We start from the raw sequence: 14,974 nt of genomic DNA on the forward strand, positions 1-14,974 counted from the left end.
GATGGCTAAGCAGATCAAGGGCGTCCTGGGCGAGAAGCTCGGCATGACGCAGGTGTGGGACGAGAACAACCGCGTCGTCCCGGTCACCGTCGTCAAGGCCGGTCCCTGCGTCGTGACCCAGGTCCGTACCGATGACGCGGACGGCTACAACGCCGTCCAGATCGCCTTCGGCGAGATCGACCCGCGCAAGGTGAACAAGCCCCTCAAGGGCCACTTCGCCAAGGCCGACGTCACCCCGCGCCGCCACCTGGTGGAGCTGCGTACCGCTGACGCCAGCGAGTACACGCTCGGCCAGGAGGTCACCGCCGAGGTGTTCGAGTCCGGTGTGAAGGTCGATGTGACCGGCACCAGCAAGGGCAAGGGCACCGCCGGTGTCATGAAGCGCCACGGCTTCGCCGGCCTCGGCGCCGGCCACGGCACCCAGCGCAAGCACCGCTCGCCGGGCTCCATCGGTGGCTGCGCCACCCCGGGCCGCGTGTTCAAGGGCCTGCGCATGGCCGGCCGCATGGGCAACGAGCGGGTCACCACCCAGAACCTGACCGTCCACGCCGTTGACGCGGAGAAGGGTCTGCTCCTGATCAAGGGAGCGGTTCCTGGTCCGAACGGCGGCCTCGTCCTGGTCCGTACCGCGGCCAAGGGGGCCTGAGGTAACCGATGAGCACCATTGACATCCTTTCGCCGGCAGGCGACAAGGCCGGGACCGTCGAACTCCCCACGGAGATCTTCGACGCGCAGGTCAGCGTTCCGCTGATCCACCAGGTCGTCGTCGCACAGCTGGCCGCTGCCCGCCAGGGCACGCACAAGACCAAGACCCGCGGCGAGGTCCGTGGCGGTGGCAAGAAGCCGTACCGCCAGAAGGGCACCGGCCGCGCCCGCCAGGGCTCGACCCGCGCGCCGCAGTTCGCCGGCGGTGGCGTTGTGCACGGCCCCGTGCCGCGCGACTACAGCCAGCGCACCCCGAAGAAGATGAAGGCCGCCGCCCTGCGCGGTGCCCTCTCCGACCGGGCGCGTCACAGCCGCATCCACGTGGTGACCGGTGTGGTCGACGGCGACATCTCCACCAAGGCCGCGAAGGTCCTGCTGGGCAAGATCAGCGAGCGCAAGAACGTGCTCCTGGTCGCCGAGCGGAGCGACGAGGCCGCGTGGCTGTCCGCCCGCAACCTGCCCCAGGTGCACATCCTGGAGCCGGGCCAGCTGAACACGTACGACGTGCTCGTCTCCGACGACGTGGTCTTCACCAAGGCCGCCTTCGAGTCCTTCGTGGCTGGTCCCAAGGCCGCTGAGAAGACCGAAGGGAGCGCCGCCTGATGACTGAGGCGACCGCTGTCACCAGCAAGACCTTCACGGACCCCCGCGACGTTCTCGTCAAGCCGGTGGTCTCGGAGAAGAGCTACGCGCTGCTCGACGAGAACAAGTACACGTTCATCGTCGCGCCCGGCGCCAACAAGACCCAGATCAAGCAGGCCGTCGAGGCGGTCTTCTCGGTCAAGGTCACCGGGGTCAACACGATCAACCGGCAGGGTAAGCGCAAGCGGACCAAGACCGGCTACGGCAAGCGCAAGGACACCAAGCGCGCCATCGTGACCCTCGCCGAGGGCGACCGCATCGACATCTTCGGCGGCCCGGTCTCCTAACGGAGATCGGAACGTCCAGAAGTCCGGAATCTTCCGAGGACTGAGAAATGGGTATCCGCAAGTACAAGCCGACGACCCCGGGCCGTCGTGGCTCCAGCGTCGCCGACTTCGTCGAGATCACGCGGTCCACGCCGGAGAAGTCGCTGGTCCGCCCGCTGCACAGCAAGGGTGGTCGTAACAACGCCGGCCGCATCACGGTCCGCCACCAGGGTGGCGGTCACAAGCGTGCGTACCGCGTGATCGACTTCCGCCGTCATGACAAGGACGGCGTCCCGGCGAAGGTCGCGCACATCGAGTACGACCCCAACCGCACCGCGCGCATCGCGCTGCTGCACTACGCCGACGGCGAGAAGCGCTACATCCTCGCCCCGCGTGGCCTGAAGCAGAACGACCGGATTGAGAACGGCCCCGGTGCCGACATCAAGCCCGGTAACAACCTGTCGCTGCGCAACATCCCGGTCGGTACCACGATCCACGCCATCGAGCTGCGGCCCGGCGGCGGCGCGAAGTTCGCCCGCTCCGCGGGTGCCTCCGTGCAGCTGCTGGCGAAGGAGGGCTCCATGGCCCACCTTCGTATGCCGTCCGGTGAGATCCGCCTGGTCGACGTCCGCTGCCGCGCCACTGTCGGCGAGGTCGGCAACGCCGAGCAGTCGAACATCAACTGGGGCAAGGCCGGCCGCATGCGGTGGAAGGGCGTCCGCCCGACCGTTCGTGGTGTGGTCATGAACCCCGTCGACCACCCGCACGGTGGTGGTGAGGGCAAGACCTCCGGTGGTCGCCACCCGGTCTCGCCGTGGGGTCAGAAGGAGGGCCGTACGCGCTCGCCGAAGAAGGCCAGCAACAAGTACATCGTCCGCCGCCGCAAGACGAACAAGAAGCGCTAGGAGCGGGTTTAGATGCCGCGCAGTCTCAAGAAGGGGCCCTTCGTCGACGACCACCTGATCAAGAAGGTGGATGTCCAGAACGAAGCCGGCACCAAGAACGTCATCAAGACCTGGTCCCGCCGCTCGATGATCGTCCCGGCCATGCTCGGCCACACGATCGCGGTGCACGACGGCCGCAAGCACGTCCCGGTGTTCGTCTCCGAGTCGATGGTCGGCCACAAGCTCGGCGAGTTCGCGCCGACCCGCACCTTCCGCGGCCACGAGAAGGACGACCGCAAGTCGCGTCGTCGCTGATCGGCGGAGTGCGAAGACTATGACTGACACCGAAGGGACAACCATGGAAGCCAGGGCCCAGGCGCGGTACATCCGCGTCACGCCCATGAAGGCCCGCCGCGTGGTGGACCTCATCCGTGGCATGAGCGCCACGGAGGCTCAGGCGGTCCTGCGCTTTGCCCCGCAGGCCGCGAGCGTGCCCGTCGGCAAGGTGCTGGACAGCGCCATTGCCAACGCGGCGCACAACTACGACCACACCGACGCCGACAGCCTCGTCATCTCCGAGGCCTACGTCGACGAGGGCCCGACCCTGAAGCGGTTCCGTCCGCGTGCCCAGGGCCGCGCCTACCGGATCCGCAAGCGGACCAGCCACATCACCGTGGTCGTCAGCAGCAAGGAAGGAACCCGGTAATGGGCCAGAAGGTTAACCCGCACGGGTTCCGGCTCGGCATCACCACGGACTTCAAGTCCCGCTGGTACGCCGACAAGCTGTACAAGGACTACGTCAAGGAAGACGTCGCCATCCGCCGGATGATGACGAAGGGCATGGAGCGCGCCGGTATCTCCAAGGTGGAGATCGAGCGCACCCGTGACCGCGTCCGCGTCGACATCCACACCGCCCGGCCGGGCATCGTCATCGGCCGCCGCGGCGCGGAGGCCGACCGTATCCGCGGCGAGTTGGAGAAGCTCACCGGCAAGCAGGTGCAGCTGAACATCCTCGAGGTCAAGAACCCCGAGACCGATGCTCAGCTGGTCGCGCAGGCCGTCGCCGAGCAGCTGTCCTCCCGCGTCTCCTTCCGTCGTGCCATGCGCAAGAGCATGCAGTCCACGATGAAGGCCGGCGCCAAGGGCATCAAGATCCAGTGTGGTGGCCGTCTCGGCGGTGCCGAGATGTCGCGCTCGGAGTTCTACCGCGAGGGCCGCGTGCCCCTGCACACGCTCCGCGCCAACGTCGACTACGGCTTCTTCGAGGCCAAGACCACCTTCGGCCGCATCGGCGTCAAGGTGTGGATCTACAAGGGCGACGTGAAGAACATCGCCGAGGTCCGTGCCGAGAACGCCGCCGCCCGCGCCGGCAACCGCCCGTCGCGCGGTGGCAGCGACCGCCCGCAGCGCCGTGGTGGCGAGCGCGGTGGCCGCGGCCGTAAGCCGCAGCAGCAGCAGAGCGCCCCCGCTGCCGAGGCCCCCAAGGCCGAGGCCGTTGCCGCTCCGGCCGCTGAGAGCACCGGAACGGAGGCCTGACCGACATGCTGATCCCTCGCAGGGTCAAGCACCGCAAGCAGCACCACCCCAAGCGGTCCGGTATGGCCAAGGGCGGTACGGAGCTGGCGTTCGGCGAGTACGGCATCCAGGCCGTCACCCCGGCGTACGTCACCAACCGTCAGATCGAGGCCGCTCGTATCGCGATGACCCGCCACATCAAGCGTGGCGGCAAGGTCTGGATCAACATCTACCCGGACCGTCCGCTGACGAAGAAGCCTGCCGAGACCCGCATGGGTTCCGGTAAGGGTTCGCCGGAGTGGTGGGTCGCGAACGTCAAGCCCGGTCGGGTGATGTTCGAGCTGTCCTACCCGAACGAGAAGACTGCGCGTGAGGCGCTCACCCGCGCTGCTCACAAGCTCCCGATGAAGTGCCGGATCGTGCGGCGCGAGGCAGGTGAGTCGTGATGGCGGCCGGTACCAAGGCGTCCGAGCTGCGTGAGCTGAACAACGAGGACCTCGTTGCCAAGCTGCGTGAGGCCAAGGAAGAGCTGTTCAACCTCCGCTTCCAGGCGGCGACCGGACAGCTCGAAAACCACGGCCGGCTGAAGGCCGTCCGCAAGGACATCGCCCGGATCTACACCCTGATGCGGGAGCGCGAGCTCGGCATCGAGACGGTGGAGAGCGCCTGATGAGCGAGACGAATGTGACTGAGAACGCAACGCAGAACCGCGGCTTCCGCAAGACCCGTGAGGGTCTGGTCGTCAGCGACAAGATGGACAAGACCGTCGTCGTCGCCGTCGAGGACCGCGTCAAGCACGCGCTGTACGGCAAGGTCATCCGCCGTACCAACAAGCTCAAGGCGCACGACGAGCAGAACGCCGCGGGTGTCGGCGACCGCGTCCTCCTGATGGAGACCCGGCCGCTGTCCGCGACCAAGCGCTGGCGCGTCGTCGAGATCCTCGAGAAGGCCAAGTAATTCCTGAAGGCAACAGCCTTCTGGACAGTTCCGCCAGGCTCGGCGAGCTCCGCACGTCACGTGCGGAGCTCGCCGGGAACCGGCAGACGATCAGGAGATAGACGTGATCCAGCAGGAGTCGCGACTGCGCGTCGCCGACAACACGGGCGCGAAGGAGATCCTTTGCATCCGTGTTCTCGGTGGCTCCGGTCGCCGCTACGCGGGCATCGGTGACGTCATCGTCGCCACCGTCAAGGACGCGATCCCCGGTGGCAACGTGAAGAAGGGTGACGTCGTCAAGGCGGTCATCGTGCGCACCGTCAAGGAGCGCCGCCGCCCGGACGGTTCGTACATCCGCTTCGACGAGAACGCGGCCGTCATCCTCAAGAACGATGGCGACCCCCGCGGCACCCGTATCTTCGGCCCCGTGGGCCGTGAGCTGCGCGAGAAGAAGTTCATGAAGATCATCTCGCTCGCGCCGGAGGTGCTGTAACCGATGAAGATCAAGAAGGGCGACCTGGTCCAGGTCATCACCGGTAAGGACAAGGGCAAGCAGGGCAAGGTCATCGCGGCCTTCCCGCGCGAGGACCGCGTCCTGGTCGAGGGTGTCAACCGGGTCAAGAAGCACACCAAGGCCGGACAGACCGCTCGTGGGTCGAAGACCGGCGGCATCGTGACGACCGAGGCCCCGATCCACGTGAGCAATGTGCAGCTCGTGGTGGAGAAGGACGGCAACAAGGTCGTCACCCGCGTCGGATACCGCTTCGACGACGAGGGCAACAAGATCCGCGTTGCCAAGCGGACCGGTGAGGACATCTGATGACTGCCACCACCACTGCACCGCGTCTCAAGACGCGCTACCGCGAAGAGATCCAGGGCAAGCTGCGTGAGCAGTTCTCCTACGAGAACGTCATGCAGATCCCGGGTCTGACCAAGGTCGTGGTCAACATGGGTGTGGGCGACGCCGCCCGCGACTCCAAGCTGATCGAGGGCGCCATCCGTGACCTCACCACGATCACCGGCCAGAAGCCGGCCGTCACCAAGGCTCGTAAGTCCATCGCGCAGTTCAAGCTGCGTGAGGGCCAGCCGATCGGTGCCCACGTCACCCTCCGGGGTGACCGTATGTGGGAGTTCCTGGACCGCCTGGTCTCGCTCGCGCTGCCGCGCATCCGCGACTTCCGTGGTCTGTCGCCGAAGCAGTTCGACGGCCGGGGCAACTACACCTTCGGTCTCACGGAGCAGGTCATGTTCCACGAGATCGACCAGGACAAGATCGACCGCGTCCGGGGTATGGACATCACCGTGGTGACCACGGCGACCAACGACGAAGAGGGCCGGGCCCTGCTGCGTCACCTCGGCTTCCCGTTCAAGGAGGCGTGAGCCGTGGCGAAGAAGGCTCTTATTGCCAAGGCCGCCCGCAAGCCCAAGTTCGGCGTGCGTGGGTACACCCGCTGCCAGCGCTGCGGCCGTCCGCACTCCGTGTACCGCAAGTTCGGCCTGTGCCGCGTGTGCCTTCGTGAGATGGCTCACCGTGGCGAGCTGCCGGGCGTGACCAAGAGCTCCTGGTAACAGCCCTTACGGGCTGGTACCGGACTCTCGGTAAGCAATAAGGATGGCGAGCCCCGCTCTTCCACTCCCGTAGAGTGGAAGGGTTGGGCGCTCGCCGCCCTGAATCCTTACTACGCCGTAGGTCCCCGCGCCGCACCCGTGCCCACCATGAGTGGGTGAGAGGGATGGCGCAGATAGGAAACCCCGGCGAGAGAGGCCGAAGGCCATCATGACCATGACCGATCCGATCGCAGACATGTTGACCCGTCTGCGAAACGCGAACTCGGCGTACCACGACTCCGTCGTGATGCCCCACAGCAAGATCAAGTCGCACATCGCGGAGATCCTCCAGCAGGAGGGCTACATCACCGGCTGGAAGGTCGAGGACGCCGAGGTCGGCAAGAACCTCACCCTCGAGCTGAAGTTCGGCCCGAACCGCGAGCGCTCGATCGCCGGCATCAAGCGGATTTCGAAGCCGGGCCTGCGGGTCTACGCAAAGTCCACCAACCTGCCGAAGGTGCTCGGCGGCCTGGGCGTGGCGATCATCTCCACGTCGCACGGGCTCCTCACCGACAAGCAGGCCGGCAAGAAGGGCGTGGGTGGGGAAGTCCTCGCCTACGTCTGGTAACAGGGAACGGAGGAAAGAAGTCAATGTCGCGCATTGGCAAGCTGCCCATCCAGGTTCCCGCTGGCGTGGACGTCACCATCGATGGCCGCACGGTCGCCGTGAAGGGTCCCAAGGGATCTCTCTCGCACACCGTCGCCGCGCCGATCGAGGTCGCCAAGGGTGAGGACAACAACCTCGTTGTCACCCGCCCGAACGACGAGCGTCAGAACAAGGCCCTGCACGGCCTGTCCCGCACGCTGGTGGCGAACATGATCACCGGCGTGACCCAGGGCTACAGCAAGGCGCTCGAGATCAGCGGTGTCGGCTACCGAGTCCAGGCGAAGGGCTCCAACCTGGAGTTCGCGCTGGGCTACAGCCACCCGATCCTGGTCGAGGCCCCGGAGGGCATCACCTTCAAGGTGGAATCCCCGACCAAGCTGAGCGTCGAGGGCATCGACAAGCAGAAGGTCGGCGAGGTCGCCGCGAACATCCGCAAGCTGCGCAAGCCTGACCCGTACAAGGCCAAGGGCGTCAAGTACGCGGGCGAGGTCATCCGCCGCAAGGTCGGAAAGGCTGGTAAGTAAAGCCATGGCATACGGTGTGAAGATCGCCAAGGGCAACGCCCGCAAGGCTGCCGCCGTCAAGCGCCGCCACATTCGCGTCCGCAAGCGGATCTCCGGTACGCCGGTCCGTCCCCGCCTGGTCGTGACGCGGTCCAACCGCCACATGGTGGCGCAGGTCATCGACGACATCGCGGGCCACACCCTGGCCTCGGCGTCGACCCTGGACACGTCCATCCGTGGTGGCGAGGGCGACAAGAGCGCACAGGCGAAGCAGGTCGGCGCCCTGGTCGCCGAGCGGGCGAAGGCCGCGGGCGTCGAGGCCGTGGTGTTCGACCGTGGTGGCAACCAGTACGCCGGGCGGATCGCCGCTCTGGCGGACGCCGCCCGCGAGGCCGGGCTGAAGTTCTGAGCCCCGGTTCCAACGCAAAGCGGAAACGAGAGAGGTAAATCCAATGGCTGGACCCCAGCGCCGCGGTGGCGGCGCCGGTGGCGGCGAGCGGCGGGACCGGAAGGACCGGCGGGACGGCGGCGCAGCTGCCGAGAAGACCGCTTACGTCGAGCGCGTTGTCGCGATCAACCGCGTCGCCAAGGTTGTGAAGGGTGGTCGTCGCTTCAGCTTCACCGCGCTGGTCGTGGTGGGCGACGGTGACGGCACCGTGGGTGTCGGTTACGGGAAGGCCAAGGAGGTGCCGGCCGCCATCGCCAAGGGTGTGGAGGAGGCCAAGAAGCACTTCTTCAAGGTCCCCCGGATCCAGGGCACCATTCCGCACCCGATTCAGGGTGAGAAGGCCGCGGGTGTCGTGCTGCTCAAGCCGGCGTCGCCCGGTACCGGTGTGATCGCCGGTGGCCCGGTGCGCGCCGTGCTGGAGTGCGCGGGCATCCACGACGTGCTCAGCAAGTCGCTCGGTTCGTCGAACCCGATCAACATCGTGCACGCCACGGTGACGGCCCTCCAGGGACTTCAGCGTCCCGAGGAGATCGCCGCCCGTCGTGGTCTGCCGCTCGAGGACGTCGCCCCCGCCGCTCTGCTGCGGGCGCGTGCCGGGGTGGGTGTGTGAGCATGGCCCGCCTGAAGATCACGCAGACGAAGTCGTACATCGGCAGCAAGCAGAACCACCGCGACACCCTGCGTTCGCTCGGGCTGAAGAAGCTCGGCGACGTGGTTGTCAAGGAGGACCGCCCCGAGTTCCGCGGCATGGCGACGACCGTGCGGCACCTCGTGACGGTCGAGGAGGTCGACTGACATGGCGGAGAGCAACCCGCTGAAGGTCCACAACCTCCGGCCCGCCCCGGGCGCCAAGACCGCCAAGACCCGTGTCGGTCGTGGTGAGGCGTCCAAGGGTAAGACCGCTGGTCGTGGCACCAAGGGCACCAAGGCCCGCTACCAGGTTCCGGAGCGCTTCGAGGGTGGGCAGATGCCCCTCCACATGCGTCTCCCGAAGCTCAAGGGCTTCAAGAACCCCTTCCGCACCGAGTACCAGGTCGTGAACCTGGACAAGCTGGCCGCGCTCTACCCGCAGGGTGGCGAGGTCACGGTGGCCGACTTGGTCGCCAAGGGTGCGGTTCGCAAGAACCAGCTCGTCAAGGTGCTGGGTTCCGGTGAGGTCTCCGTGGCGCTCCAGGTGACGGTCGACGCCGTCTCCGGTTCCGCCAAGGAGAAGATCACCGCTGCCGGTGGCACCGTCACCGAGCTCGTCTGAGCACGGTGCACAACTGGCCGGGGATGCCCCACTTCTGGGGCATCCCCGGTTGGTCGTTCCAAGGGGAGCCAGGTCGCCGGTAAGGTGGCGTGCGTTGTTACCTTCCGCGCGGTACGTCTCCGTGCGGGTCCTGGCTGATAAGTATTCGTCGATCCTCAAGACCGTCACCTCTCGCGCATGCACGCGGGGGGCGCAGGAGGCACCGTGCTCACCGCGTTCGCCCGAGCGTTCAAGACGCCCGACCTGCGCAAGAAGCTGCTGTTCACGCTGGGCATCATCGTGCTCTTCCGGCTCGGACAACATGTCCCGCTGCCGGGCATCGAATACAAGAACGTCCAGACGTGTATGGACCTGGCCAAGGGCCAGCAAGGTCTCTTCGGCCTGGTCAACATGCTCAGCGGCGGCGCGCTGCTTCAGATCACCATCTTCGCGCTCGGGATCATGCCGTACATCACGGCGAGCATCATCCTTCAGCTGCTGACCGTGGTGATCCCGCGTCTCGAGGCCCTGAAGAAGGAGGGCCAGGCCGGGCAGGCGAAGATCACGCAGTACACCCGGTATCTGACGGTGGCCCTCGCGATCCTCCAGGGCACCGGACTGGTGGCTACCGCCCGCAGTGGCCAGCTCTTCCAGAGCTGCCCGGTCGGCAACCAGATCGTCCGCGACGACACGATCTTCACCACCGTCGTGATGGTCATCACCATGACCGCCGGTACCGCGCTGATCATGTGGCTCGGTGAGCTGATCACCGACCGCGGCATCGGCAACGGCATGTCGATCCTGATGTTCATCTCGATCGCCGCCGCCTTCCCCGGCTCCATGTGGAGCATCAAGCAGCAGGGCAAGATCCTCGGCGGGTGGCTGGAGTTCAGCCTCGTCATCGCCTGCGGTCTGGCCATGGTCGGCCTGGTGGTCTTCGTCGAGCAGGCACAGCGCCGGATCCCGGTGCAGTACGCCAAGCGCATGATCGGCCGTCGATCGTACGGCGGTACGTCCACCTACATCCCGGTGAAGGTCAACCAGGCGGGTGTGGTCCCCGTGATCTTCGCCTCATCGCTGCTCTACATCCCGGCGCTGATCGTCCAGTTCAGTCAGTCGAAGGCGGGGTGGGCGAACTGGATTTCGCAGAACTTCGTCAAGGGTGACCACCCCATTTACATCGCCACGTACTTCCTGCTGATCGTCTTCTTCGCCTTCTTCTACGTCGCCATCAGCTTCAACCCCGAAGAAGTTGCCGACAACATGAAGAAGTATGGTGGGTTCATCCCGGGTATTCGGGCTGGTCGTCCCACTGCGGAGTACCTGAGCTACGTGCTGAATCGCATCACGTGGCCTGGCGCGCTCTACCTGGGGTTGATTGCCCTCGTGCCCACGGTGGCACTGGTGACGCTCAACGCCAATCAGAACTTCCCGTTCGGCGGCACGAGCATCCTGATCATCGTGGGTGTCGGCCTGGAGACCGTGAAGCAGATCGAGAGCCAGCTTCAGCAGCGACACTACGAAGGGTTCCTCCGCTGATGCGAATCGTCCTCGTCGGGCCTCCTGGAGCCGGCAAGGGTACGCAGGCTGCGTACCTCGCCGAGAACCTGTCGATCCCGCACATCTCCACGGGCGACCTCTTCCGCGCCAACATCAGCCAGGGCACACCGCTCGGCAAGCAGGCGCAGGAGTACATGCGGGCCGGCCAGCTGGTCCCCGACGAGGTCACCATCGGCATGGCCGAGGACCGGATGAACCAGCCGGACGCCGCGGGCGGCTTCCTGCTCGACGGTTTCCCCCGGAACCTGGCCCAGGCCGAGGCCCTGGACGGCTACCTGCGCGAGCACGACCTCTCGCTGGACGCGGTGCTGGACCTGGAGGTCCCCGAGGCCGAGGTGGTCAAGCGCATCGCCGGCCGCCGGACCTGCCGCAACGACAGCGCACACACCTTCCATGTGGAGTACAAGAAGCCCGAGGCCGAGGGCGTGTGCGACGAGTGCGGCGGTGAGCTGTACCAGCGCGAGGACGACAGCGAGGAGACGGTCCGCAAGCGGTTGGAGGTCTACCACCGCGAGACGGAGCCGATCATCGACTACTACAAGTCCAAGGGCCTGGTCGTGACGATCTCGGCGCTCGGCAAGGTGAACGAGGTCACCCAGCGGGCCATGGACGCCCTGGCCGCCAAGGCGGCCTGAGCAAGCGGTACGGCTACGGCCGCGATGCCCGGCACGGGCGTCGCGGCCGTACTGTTGCAAAGACGACCGACGTGTTGCGGAAGGTATGGACGATGGTGGAGATCAAGACCCCCGAGCAGATCGCGAAGATGCGCGAGGCGGGGCTGGTCGTCGCCGCCATCCACCAGGCGACACGTGAGGCGGCCGTCCCCGGCGCCTCCACCAAGGACCTGGACGACGTCGCCCGCAAGGTGATCGCCGACCATGGCGCCAAGTCGAACTTCCTGGGCTACGGGGGCTTCCCCGCCACCATCTGCACCTCGGTGAACGAGGTCGTGGTGCACGGCATCCCGGACCGGGAGACCGTGCTCAAGGACGGCGACATCATCTCCATCGACGCGGGCGCGATCATCGACGGCTGGCACGGCGACGCCGCCTTCACCGTCTTCGTCGGCGAAGGTCACGCTCCGGAGCTGCATGAGCTCAGCCGGGTGACCGAGGAGTCGATGTGGGCCGGGATCGCCGCGGTCCGCAAGGGCAACCGGCTGGTCGACATCTCCAAGGCGATCGAGGGCTACATCCGGCGGCAGCCGCGTCCGGCCTCCGGCAAGTACGGGATCATCGAGGACTACGGCGGCCATGGCATCGGCAGCCAGATGCACATGGACCCGCATCTGCTGAACTACGTCTCCCGCAAGCGCGGCAAGGGACCGAAGCTGGTGCCCGGCTTCTGTATCGCGATCGAGCCCATGGTGAGCCTGGGCACCGCGAAGACCCATGTCCTGGCCGACGACTGGACCGTCAAGACCGACGACGGGACCTGGTCCAGTCACTGGGAGCACTCGGTCGCGCTGACCGAGGAGGGGCCGCTGGTGCTGACCGCCGTGGACGGCGGCAAGGCCAAGCTGGCCGAGCTGGGCGTGGAGACCGCTCCCGACCCACTGGCGTAAAGCCCGCTCCGCCCCGCTCTACCCGTGGGCGTGAACCGTTGCATAAAGATCTCAGGATTCGGGCATGCTGGCCTGGATTCGTGTTTCGGGATGCGCTGACGTAGACTGACACGTCGGCTCACGCATGCCCTCCCGCATGTCGCGAGCCGATCAAGGTAGCCGATCCCGAAAGCAGGACATGGCCAAGAAGCAAGGCGCCATCGAAATCGAGGGCACCGTGATCGAGTCTCTGCCGAACGCGATGTTCAAGGTGGAGCTCCAGAACGGTCACAAGGTCCTCGCGCACATCAGCGGCAAGATGCGCATGCACTACATCCGCATCCTGCCCGATGACCGGGTCGTGGTGGAGCTCTCTCCGTACGACCTCACGCGCGGACGGATCGTCTACCGCTACAAGTAGATCTCACGACCCGGAGAACCTCACATCCCATGAAGGTCAAGCCGAGCGTCAAGAAGATCTGCGACAAGTGCAAGGTGATCCGCCGCCACGGCCGGGTCATGGTCATCTGCGACAACCTGCGCCACAAGCAGCGCCAGGGCTGACGCACGTCCGGCCGCAGACCTGCACTTTCGCAGCATCTTCGCGCGACGCATAACGACATGTACATACGCAGTCACCCGTTCCCGTTGCCGCGGGGACGACACCCCCGGTCGGAGGCCGGGGACCCGGCCCGAGAGCCGGGAGCGGTGCTGCGGAAGACCTCCGACAACCATCTGGAGCCAGATTCATGGCACGCCTCGCAGGCGTTGATCTCCCGCGCGAAAAGCGCGTCGAGGTCGCCCTCACCTACGTCTTCGGCATCGGTCGCACCCTTGCCCAGCAGACGCTCGCCAACACCGGTGTGAACCCGGACACCCGCGTTCGCGACCTGGCCGAAGAGGACCTGGTCAAGATCCGCGAGTACGTGGACAACAACATCAAGACCGAGGGTGACCTCCGTCGCGAGATCCAGGCTGACATCCGCCGCAAGGTCGAGATCGGCTGCTACCAGGGTCTGCGTCACCGCCGCGGCCTGCCGGTCCACGGTCAGCGCACCAGCACCAACGCCCGCACCCGCAAGGGCCCGCGTCGCGCCATCGCCGGTAAGAAGAAGCCGGGCAAGAAGTAGTCCACACCGGACGCCGCCAAGCGGTCCGGGCTGTAGGACCGACCACCTCCACGGGAGAATTCAGGAATGCCTCCGAAGAGCCGTACGGCCGGCGCCAAGAAGGTGCGCCGCAAGGAGAAGAAGAACGTCGCCCACGGGCACGCTCACATCAAGAGCACGTTCAACAACACCATCGTTTCGATCACCGACCCCACCGGGAACGTGATCTCCTGGGCCTCGGCCGGCCACGTCGGCTTCAAGGGCTCGCGCAAGTCCACTCCGTTCGCCGCGCAGATGGCCGCCGAGTCGGCCGCCCGCCGCGCCCAGGAGCACGGCATGCGCAAGGTCGACGTGTTCGTCAAGGGTCCGGGCTCCGGCCGTGAGACCGCGATCCGCTCGCTCCAGGCCACCGGCCTCGAGGTGGGCTCGATCCAGGACGTCACCCCGACTCCGCACAACGGCTGCCGCCCGCCGAAGCGCCGGCGCGTCTGACCCGTCGAAGCAGGAGACAACTGGACAATGGCGCGTTATACCGGGGCCGACTGCAAGCGTTGCCGTCGGGAGAAGCAGAAGCTCTTCCTCAAGGGGAGCAAGTGCGAGAGCGCGAAGTGCCCGATCGAGATCCGTCCTTACCCCCCGGGTGAGCACGGACGCGGGCGCACCAAGGACAGCGAGTACCTCCTTCAGCTTCGTGAGAAGCAGAAGGCCACCCGCATCTACGGCGTCCTTGAGAAGCAGTTCCGTGGCTACTACGCGGAGGCGAACCAGAAGACCGGCAAGACCGGTGAAAATCTGCTGCGCATCCTCGAGTCCCGCCTCGACAACGTGATCTACCGGGCCGGCTTCGCCAAGTCCCGCGATCACGCCCGTCAGCTGGTCCGCCACGGCCACATCAATGTGAACGGCCGCAAGACCGACATTCCGTCGGCCCGTGTGGCCGTGAACGACATCATCGAGGTCCGCAAGACTTCACAGGAGCTCACCCCGTTCGTGGTGGCTCGTGCGGAGGCGGGCGAGCGCACCGTCCCGGCGTGGCTGGAGGCCATTCCGTCGAAGATGCGCATCCTCGTGCACACGCTGCCCGAGCGCCAGGTGATCGACACCCAGGTGCAGGAACAGCTGATCGTCGAGCTCTACTCCAAGTAGTAGATCAGGCGAGACGGGCGGTACGGAGCCATTCGGCACGTACCGCCCGTACCATAGAAGGGTTCGGCGTCAAATAGCGGGCGCCGAAGACTGGAGGCAAAACCCATGCTGATCGCTCAGCGTCCCTCGTTGACCGAAGAGGTCGTCGACGAGTTCCGCTCCCGGTTCGTGATCGAGCCGCTGGAGCCGGGCTTCGGCTACACCCTCGGAAACTCCCTGCGTCGTACGCTCCTCTCCTCGATCCCCGGTGCCGCTGTCACCAGCATCCGGA

Annotated in this window: 28 protein-coding genes and 1 pseudogene; all 29 read left to right on the forward strand. The window is 66.3% G+C overall.

The genetic code is table 11. The features are described 5' to 3' along the window. Position 1: 1 nt before the first annotated feature. A complete protein-coding gene (rplC, locus tag JK363_RS37970; protein ID WP_201882616.1) occupies positions 2 to 646 on the forward strand; it encodes a 50S ribosomal protein L3 in 645 nt (214 codons plus the stop codon). Between the two features lie 8 nt (positions 647 to 654). Then, a complete protein-coding gene (gene rplD / locus JK363_RS37975; protein ID WP_201882617.1) occupies positions 655 to 1,308 on the forward strand; it encodes a 50S ribosomal protein L4 in 654 nt (217 codons plus the stop codon). Beyond that, positions 1,308 to 1,634 (forward strand): 50S ribosomal protein L23, encoded by a 327-nt coding sequence (gene rplW / locus JK363_RS37980; protein WP_201882618.1) that lies wholly within the window; start codon positions 1,308 to 1,310, stop codon positions 1,632 to 1,634. Before rplD ends, rplW begins: the two co-directional genes overlap by 1 nt. 47 nt (positions 1,635 to 1,681) lie before the next feature. Then, the gene (rplB, locus tag JK363_RS37985; RefSeq protein WP_201882619.1) at positions 1,682 to 2,518 is read left to right on the forward strand and encodes a 50S ribosomal protein L2; all 837 of its coding nucleotides are present in this window, start codon (positions 1,682 to 1,684) and stop codon (positions 2,516 to 2,518) included. A 12-nt stretch (positions 2,519 to 2,530) separates the two neighbouring features. Then, positions 2,531 to 2,812 (forward strand): 30S ribosomal protein S19, encoded by a 282-nt coding sequence (gene rpsS / locus JK363_RS37990; RefSeq protein ID WP_009715878.1) that lies wholly within the window; start codon positions 2,531 to 2,533, stop codon positions 2,810 to 2,812. Positions 2,813 to 2,855: 43 nt separating this feature from the next. Beyond that, entirely contained in the window at positions 2,856 to 3,203 is a 348-nt protein-coding gene (rplV, locus tag JK363_RS37995) for a 50S ribosomal protein L22 (RefSeq protein WP_014054168.1), read from the forward strand. Next, positions 3,203 to 4,033, forward strand: coding sequence for a 30S ribosomal protein S3 (gene rpsC / locus JK363_RS38000; protein WP_201882620.1), 831 nt, complete (start codon positions 3,203 to 3,205; stop codon positions 4,031 to 4,033). Before rplV ends, rpsC begins: the two co-directional genes overlap by 1 nt. Before the next feature lie 5 nt (positions 4,034 to 4,038). Then, positions 4,039 to 4,458, forward strand: a complete 420-nt coding sequence (gene rplP, locus JK363_RS38005) for a 50S ribosomal protein L16 (protein ID WP_009715875.1) — start codon at positions 4,039 to 4,041, stop codon at positions 4,456 to 4,458. Beyond that, positions 4,458 to 4,682: a 50S ribosomal protein L29 gene (gene rpmC, locus JK363_RS38010; protein ID WP_065963002.1), complete on the forward strand. Its 225-nt coding sequence runs from the start codon at positions 4,458 to 4,460 to the stop codon at positions 4,680 to 4,682. The genes rplP and rpmC overlap by 1 nt, the downstream gene beginning before the upstream one ends. After that, positions 4,682 to 4,969, forward strand: coding sequence for a 30S ribosomal protein S17 (gene rpsQ / locus JK363_RS38015; RefSeq protein ID WP_014054172.1), 288 nt, complete (start codon positions 4,682 to 4,684; stop codon positions 4,967 to 4,969). The genes rpmC and rpsQ overlap by 1 nt, the downstream gene beginning before the upstream one ends. A 103-nt stretch (positions 4,970 to 5,072) precedes the next feature. After that, positions 5,073 to 5,441, forward strand: coding sequence for a 50S ribosomal protein L14 (gene rplN / locus JK363_RS38020; RefSeq protein ID WP_003998823.1), 369 nt, complete (start codon positions 5,073 to 5,075; stop codon positions 5,439 to 5,441). Positions 5,442 to 5,444: 3 nt separating this feature from the next. Next, positions 5,445 to 5,768, forward strand: a complete 324-nt coding sequence (gene rplX / locus JK363_RS38025; RefSeq protein WP_014054173.1) for a 50S ribosomal protein L24 — start codon at positions 5,445 to 5,447, stop codon at positions 5,766 to 5,768. Then, entirely contained in the window at positions 5,768 to 6,328 is a 561-nt protein-coding gene (gene rplE / locus JK363_RS38030) for a 50S ribosomal protein L5 (protein ID WP_176181322.1), read from the forward strand. The genes rplX and rplE overlap by 1 nt, the downstream gene beginning before the upstream one ends. Before the next feature lie 3 nt (positions 6,329 to 6,331). Continuing rightward, complete coding sequence (locus JK363_RS38035; RefSeq protein ID WP_003948630.1) at positions 6,332 to 6,517, forward strand: type Z 30S ribosomal protein S14; 186 nt, start codon at positions 6,332 to 6,334, stop codon at positions 6,515 to 6,517. Positions 6,518 to 6,725: 208 nt separating this feature from the next. Further along, positions 6,726 to 7,124, forward strand: a complete 399-nt coding sequence (gene rpsH, locus JK363_RS38040) for a 30S ribosomal protein S8 (protein WP_055556099.1) — start codon at positions 6,726 to 6,728, stop codon at positions 7,122 to 7,124. 23 nt (positions 7,125 to 7,147) lie between these two features. Beyond that, positions 7,148 to 7,687 carry a 50S ribosomal protein L6 gene (rplF, locus tag JK363_RS38045; RefSeq protein WP_201882621.1) on the forward strand — a complete coding sequence of 180 codons (540 nt, stop codon included), beginning with the start codon at positions 7,148 to 7,150 and terminating at the stop codon, positions 7,685 to 7,687. A gap of 4 nt (positions 7,688 to 7,691) precedes the next feature. Further along, a complete protein-coding gene (gene rplR / locus JK363_RS38050; protein ID WP_201882623.1) occupies positions 7,692 to 8,075 on the forward strand; it encodes a 50S ribosomal protein L18 in 384 nt (127 codons plus the stop codon). Positions 8,076 to 8,118: 43 nt separating this feature from the next. After that, positions 8,119 to 8,724 carry a 30S ribosomal protein S5 gene (gene rpsE / locus JK363_RS38055; RefSeq protein ID WP_201882633.1) on the forward strand — a complete coding sequence of 202 codons (606 nt, stop codon included), beginning with the start codon at positions 8,119 to 8,121 and terminating at the stop codon, positions 8,722 to 8,724. Between the two features lie 2 nt (positions 8,725 to 8,726). After that, positions 8,727 to 8,909 carry a 50S ribosomal protein L30 gene (gene rpmD / locus JK363_RS38060; protein ID WP_009715866.1) on the forward strand — a complete coding sequence of 61 codons (183 nt, stop codon included), beginning with the start codon at positions 8,727 to 8,729 and terminating at the stop codon, positions 8,907 to 8,909. A gap of 1 nt (position 8,910) precedes the next feature. After that, positions 8,911 to 9,366 (forward strand): 50S ribosomal protein L15, encoded by a 456-nt coding sequence (rplO, locus tag JK363_RS38065; RefSeq protein ID WP_201882635.1) that lies wholly within the window; start codon positions 8,911 to 8,913, stop codon positions 9,364 to 9,366. 204 nt (positions 9,367 to 9,570) lie between these two features. Then, complete coding sequence (gene secY, locus JK363_RS38070; protein WP_201882636.1) at positions 9,571 to 10,884, forward strand: preprotein translocase subunit SecY; 1,314 nt, start codon at positions 9,571 to 9,573, stop codon at positions 10,882 to 10,884. After that, positions 10,884 to 11,540, forward strand: coding sequence for an adenylate kinase (locus JK363_RS38075; RefSeq protein WP_201882638.1), 657 nt, complete (start codon positions 10,884 to 10,886; stop codon positions 11,538 to 11,540). Before secY ends, JK363_RS38075 begins: the two co-directional genes overlap by 1 nt. Before the next feature lie 92 nt (positions 11,541 to 11,632). Further along, positions 11,633 to 12,469, forward strand: a complete 837-nt coding sequence (gene map, locus JK363_RS38080) for a type I methionyl aminopeptidase (protein WP_201882640.1) — start codon at positions 11,633 to 11,635, stop codon at positions 12,467 to 12,469. 178 nt (positions 12,470 to 12,647) lie between these two features. Further along, positions 12,648 to 12,869: a translation initiation factor IF-1 gene (gene infA / locus JK363_RS38085; RefSeq protein ID WP_003956442.1), complete on the forward strand. Its 222-nt coding sequence runs from the start codon at positions 12,648 to 12,650 to the stop codon at positions 12,867 to 12,869. Positions 12,870 to 12,898: 29 nt separating this feature from the next. Continuing rightward, positions 12,899 to 13,012 (forward strand): 50S ribosomal protein L36, encoded by a 114-nt coding sequence (gene rpmJ / locus JK363_RS38090; RefSeq protein ID WP_003956441.1) that lies wholly within the window; start codon positions 12,899 to 12,901, stop codon positions 13,010 to 13,012. A gap of 185 nt (positions 13,013 to 13,197) precedes the next feature. Beyond that, positions 13,198 to 13,578, forward strand: coding sequence for a 30S ribosomal protein S13 (gene rpsM, locus JK363_RS38095; RefSeq protein WP_009715861.1), 381 nt, complete (start codon positions 13,198 to 13,200; stop codon positions 13,576 to 13,578). Positions 13,579 to 13,644: 66 nt separating this feature from the next. Next, on the forward strand, positions 13,645 to 14,049 hold the full coding sequence (gene rpsK / locus JK363_RS38100) for a 30S ribosomal protein S11 (protein ID WP_009715860.1): 405 nt from the start codon (positions 13,645 to 13,647) through the stop codon (positions 14,047 to 14,049). A 27-nt stretch (positions 14,050 to 14,076) separates the two neighbouring features. Continuing rightward, the gene (gene rpsD / locus JK363_RS38105; RefSeq protein ID WP_201882642.1) at positions 14,077 to 14,703 is read left to right on the forward strand and encodes a 30S ribosomal protein S4; all 627 of its coding nucleotides are present in this window, start codon (positions 14,077 to 14,079) and stop codon (positions 14,701 to 14,703) included. 105 nt (positions 14,704 to 14,808) lie between these two features. Continuing rightward, positions 14,809 to 14,974: pseudogene (locus tag JK363_RS38110) on the forward strand (DNA-directed RNA polymerase subunit alpha); the annotation flags it as partial.

This window comes from Streptomyces coffeae (genome assembly GCF_016741875.1).
Lineage (GTDB): Bacteria > Actinomycetota > Actinomycetes > Streptomycetales > Streptomycetaceae > Streptomyces > Streptomyces coffeae.

Coding starts and splice junctions, on each gene's coding strand:
- map (WP_201882640.1), top strand. CDS start 11,633: ATGGTGGAGATCAAGACCCCCGAGCAGATCGCGAAGATGCGCGAGGCG.
- rplX (WP_014054173.1), top strand. CDS start 5,445: ATGAAGATCAAGAAGGGCGACCTGGTCCAGGTCATCACCGGTAAGGAC.
- rplR (WP_201882623.1), top strand. CDS start 7,692: ATGGCATACGGTGTGAAGATCGCCAAGGGCAACGCCCGCAAGGCTGCC.
- rplB (WP_201882619.1), top strand. CDS start 1,682: ATGGGTATCCGCAAGTACAAGCCGACGACCCCGGGCCGTCGTGGCTCC.
- rpsK (WP_009715860.1), top strand. CDS start 13,645: ATGCCTCCGAAGAGCCGTACGGCCGGCGCCAAGAAGGTGCGCCGCAAG.
- rplC (WP_201882616.1), top strand. CDS start 2: ATGGCTAAGCAGATCAAGGGCGTCCTGGGCGAGAAGCTCGGCATGACG.
- rpsH (WP_055556099.1), top strand. CDS start 6,726: ATGACCATGACCGATCCGATCGCAGACATGTTGACCCGTCTGCGAAAC.
- rplF (WP_201882621.1), top strand. CDS start 7,148: ATGTCGCGCATTGGCAAGCTGCCCATCCAGGTTCCCGCTGGCGTGGAC.
- rpsM (WP_009715861.1), top strand. CDS start 13,198: ATGGCACGCCTCGCAGGCGTTGATCTCCCGCGCGAAAAGCGCGTCGAG.
- rplW (WP_201882618.1), top strand. CDS start 1,308: ATGACTGAGGCGACCGCTGTCACCAGCAAGACCTTCACGGACCCCCGC.
- rplE (WP_176181322.1), top strand. CDS start 5,768: ATGACTGCCACCACCACTGCACCGCGTCTCAAGACGCGCTACCGCGAA.
- rpmC (WP_065963002.1), top strand. CDS start 4,458: ATGGCGGCCGGTACCAAGGCGTCCGAGCTGCGTGAGCTGAACAACGAG.
- rpsD (WP_201882642.1), top strand. CDS start 14,077: ATGGCGCGTTATACCGGGGCCGACTGCAAGCGTTGCCGTCGGGAGAAG.
- rplV (WP_014054168.1), top strand. CDS start 2,856: ATGGAAGCCAGGGCCCAGGCGCGGTACATCCGCGTCACGCCCATGAAG.
- rpsS (WP_009715878.1), top strand. CDS start 2,531: ATGCCGCGCAGTCTCAAGAAGGGGCCCTTCGTCGACGACCACCTGATC.
- rplO (WP_201882635.1), top strand. CDS start 8,911: ATGGCGGAGAGCAACCCGCTGAAGGTCCACAACCTCCGGCCCGCCCCG.
- rpsC (WP_201882620.1), top strand. CDS start 3,203: ATGGGCCAGAAGGTTAACCCGCACGGGTTCCGGCTCGGCATCACCACG.
- rplP (WP_009715875.1), top strand. CDS start 4,039: ATGCTGATCCCTCGCAGGGTCAAGCACCGCAAGCAGCACCACCCCAAG.
- infA (WP_003956442.1), top strand. CDS start 12,648: ATGGCCAAGAAGCAAGGCGCCATCGAAATCGAGGGCACCGTGATCGAG.
- rplD (WP_201882617.1), top strand. CDS start 655: ATGAGCACCATTGACATCCTTTCGCCGGCAGGCGACAAGGCCGGGACC.
- rpmJ (WP_003956441.1), top strand. CDS start 12,899: ATGAAGGTCAAGCCGAGCGTCAAGAAGATCTGCGACAAGTGCAAGGTG.
- JK363_RS38075 (WP_201882638.1), top strand. CDS start 10,884: ATGCGAATCGTCCTCGTCGGGCCTCCTGGAGCCGGCAAGGGTACGCAG.
- rpmD (WP_009715866.1), top strand. CDS start 8,727: ATGGCCCGCCTGAAGATCACGCAGACGAAGTCGTACATCGGCAGCAAG.
- rpsQ (WP_014054172.1), top strand. CDS start 4,682: ATGAGCGAGACGAATGTGACTGAGAACGCAACGCAGAACCGCGGCTTC.
- rpsE (WP_201882633.1), top strand. CDS start 8,119: ATGGCTGGACCCCAGCGCCGCGGTGGCGGCGCCGGTGGCGGCGAGCGG.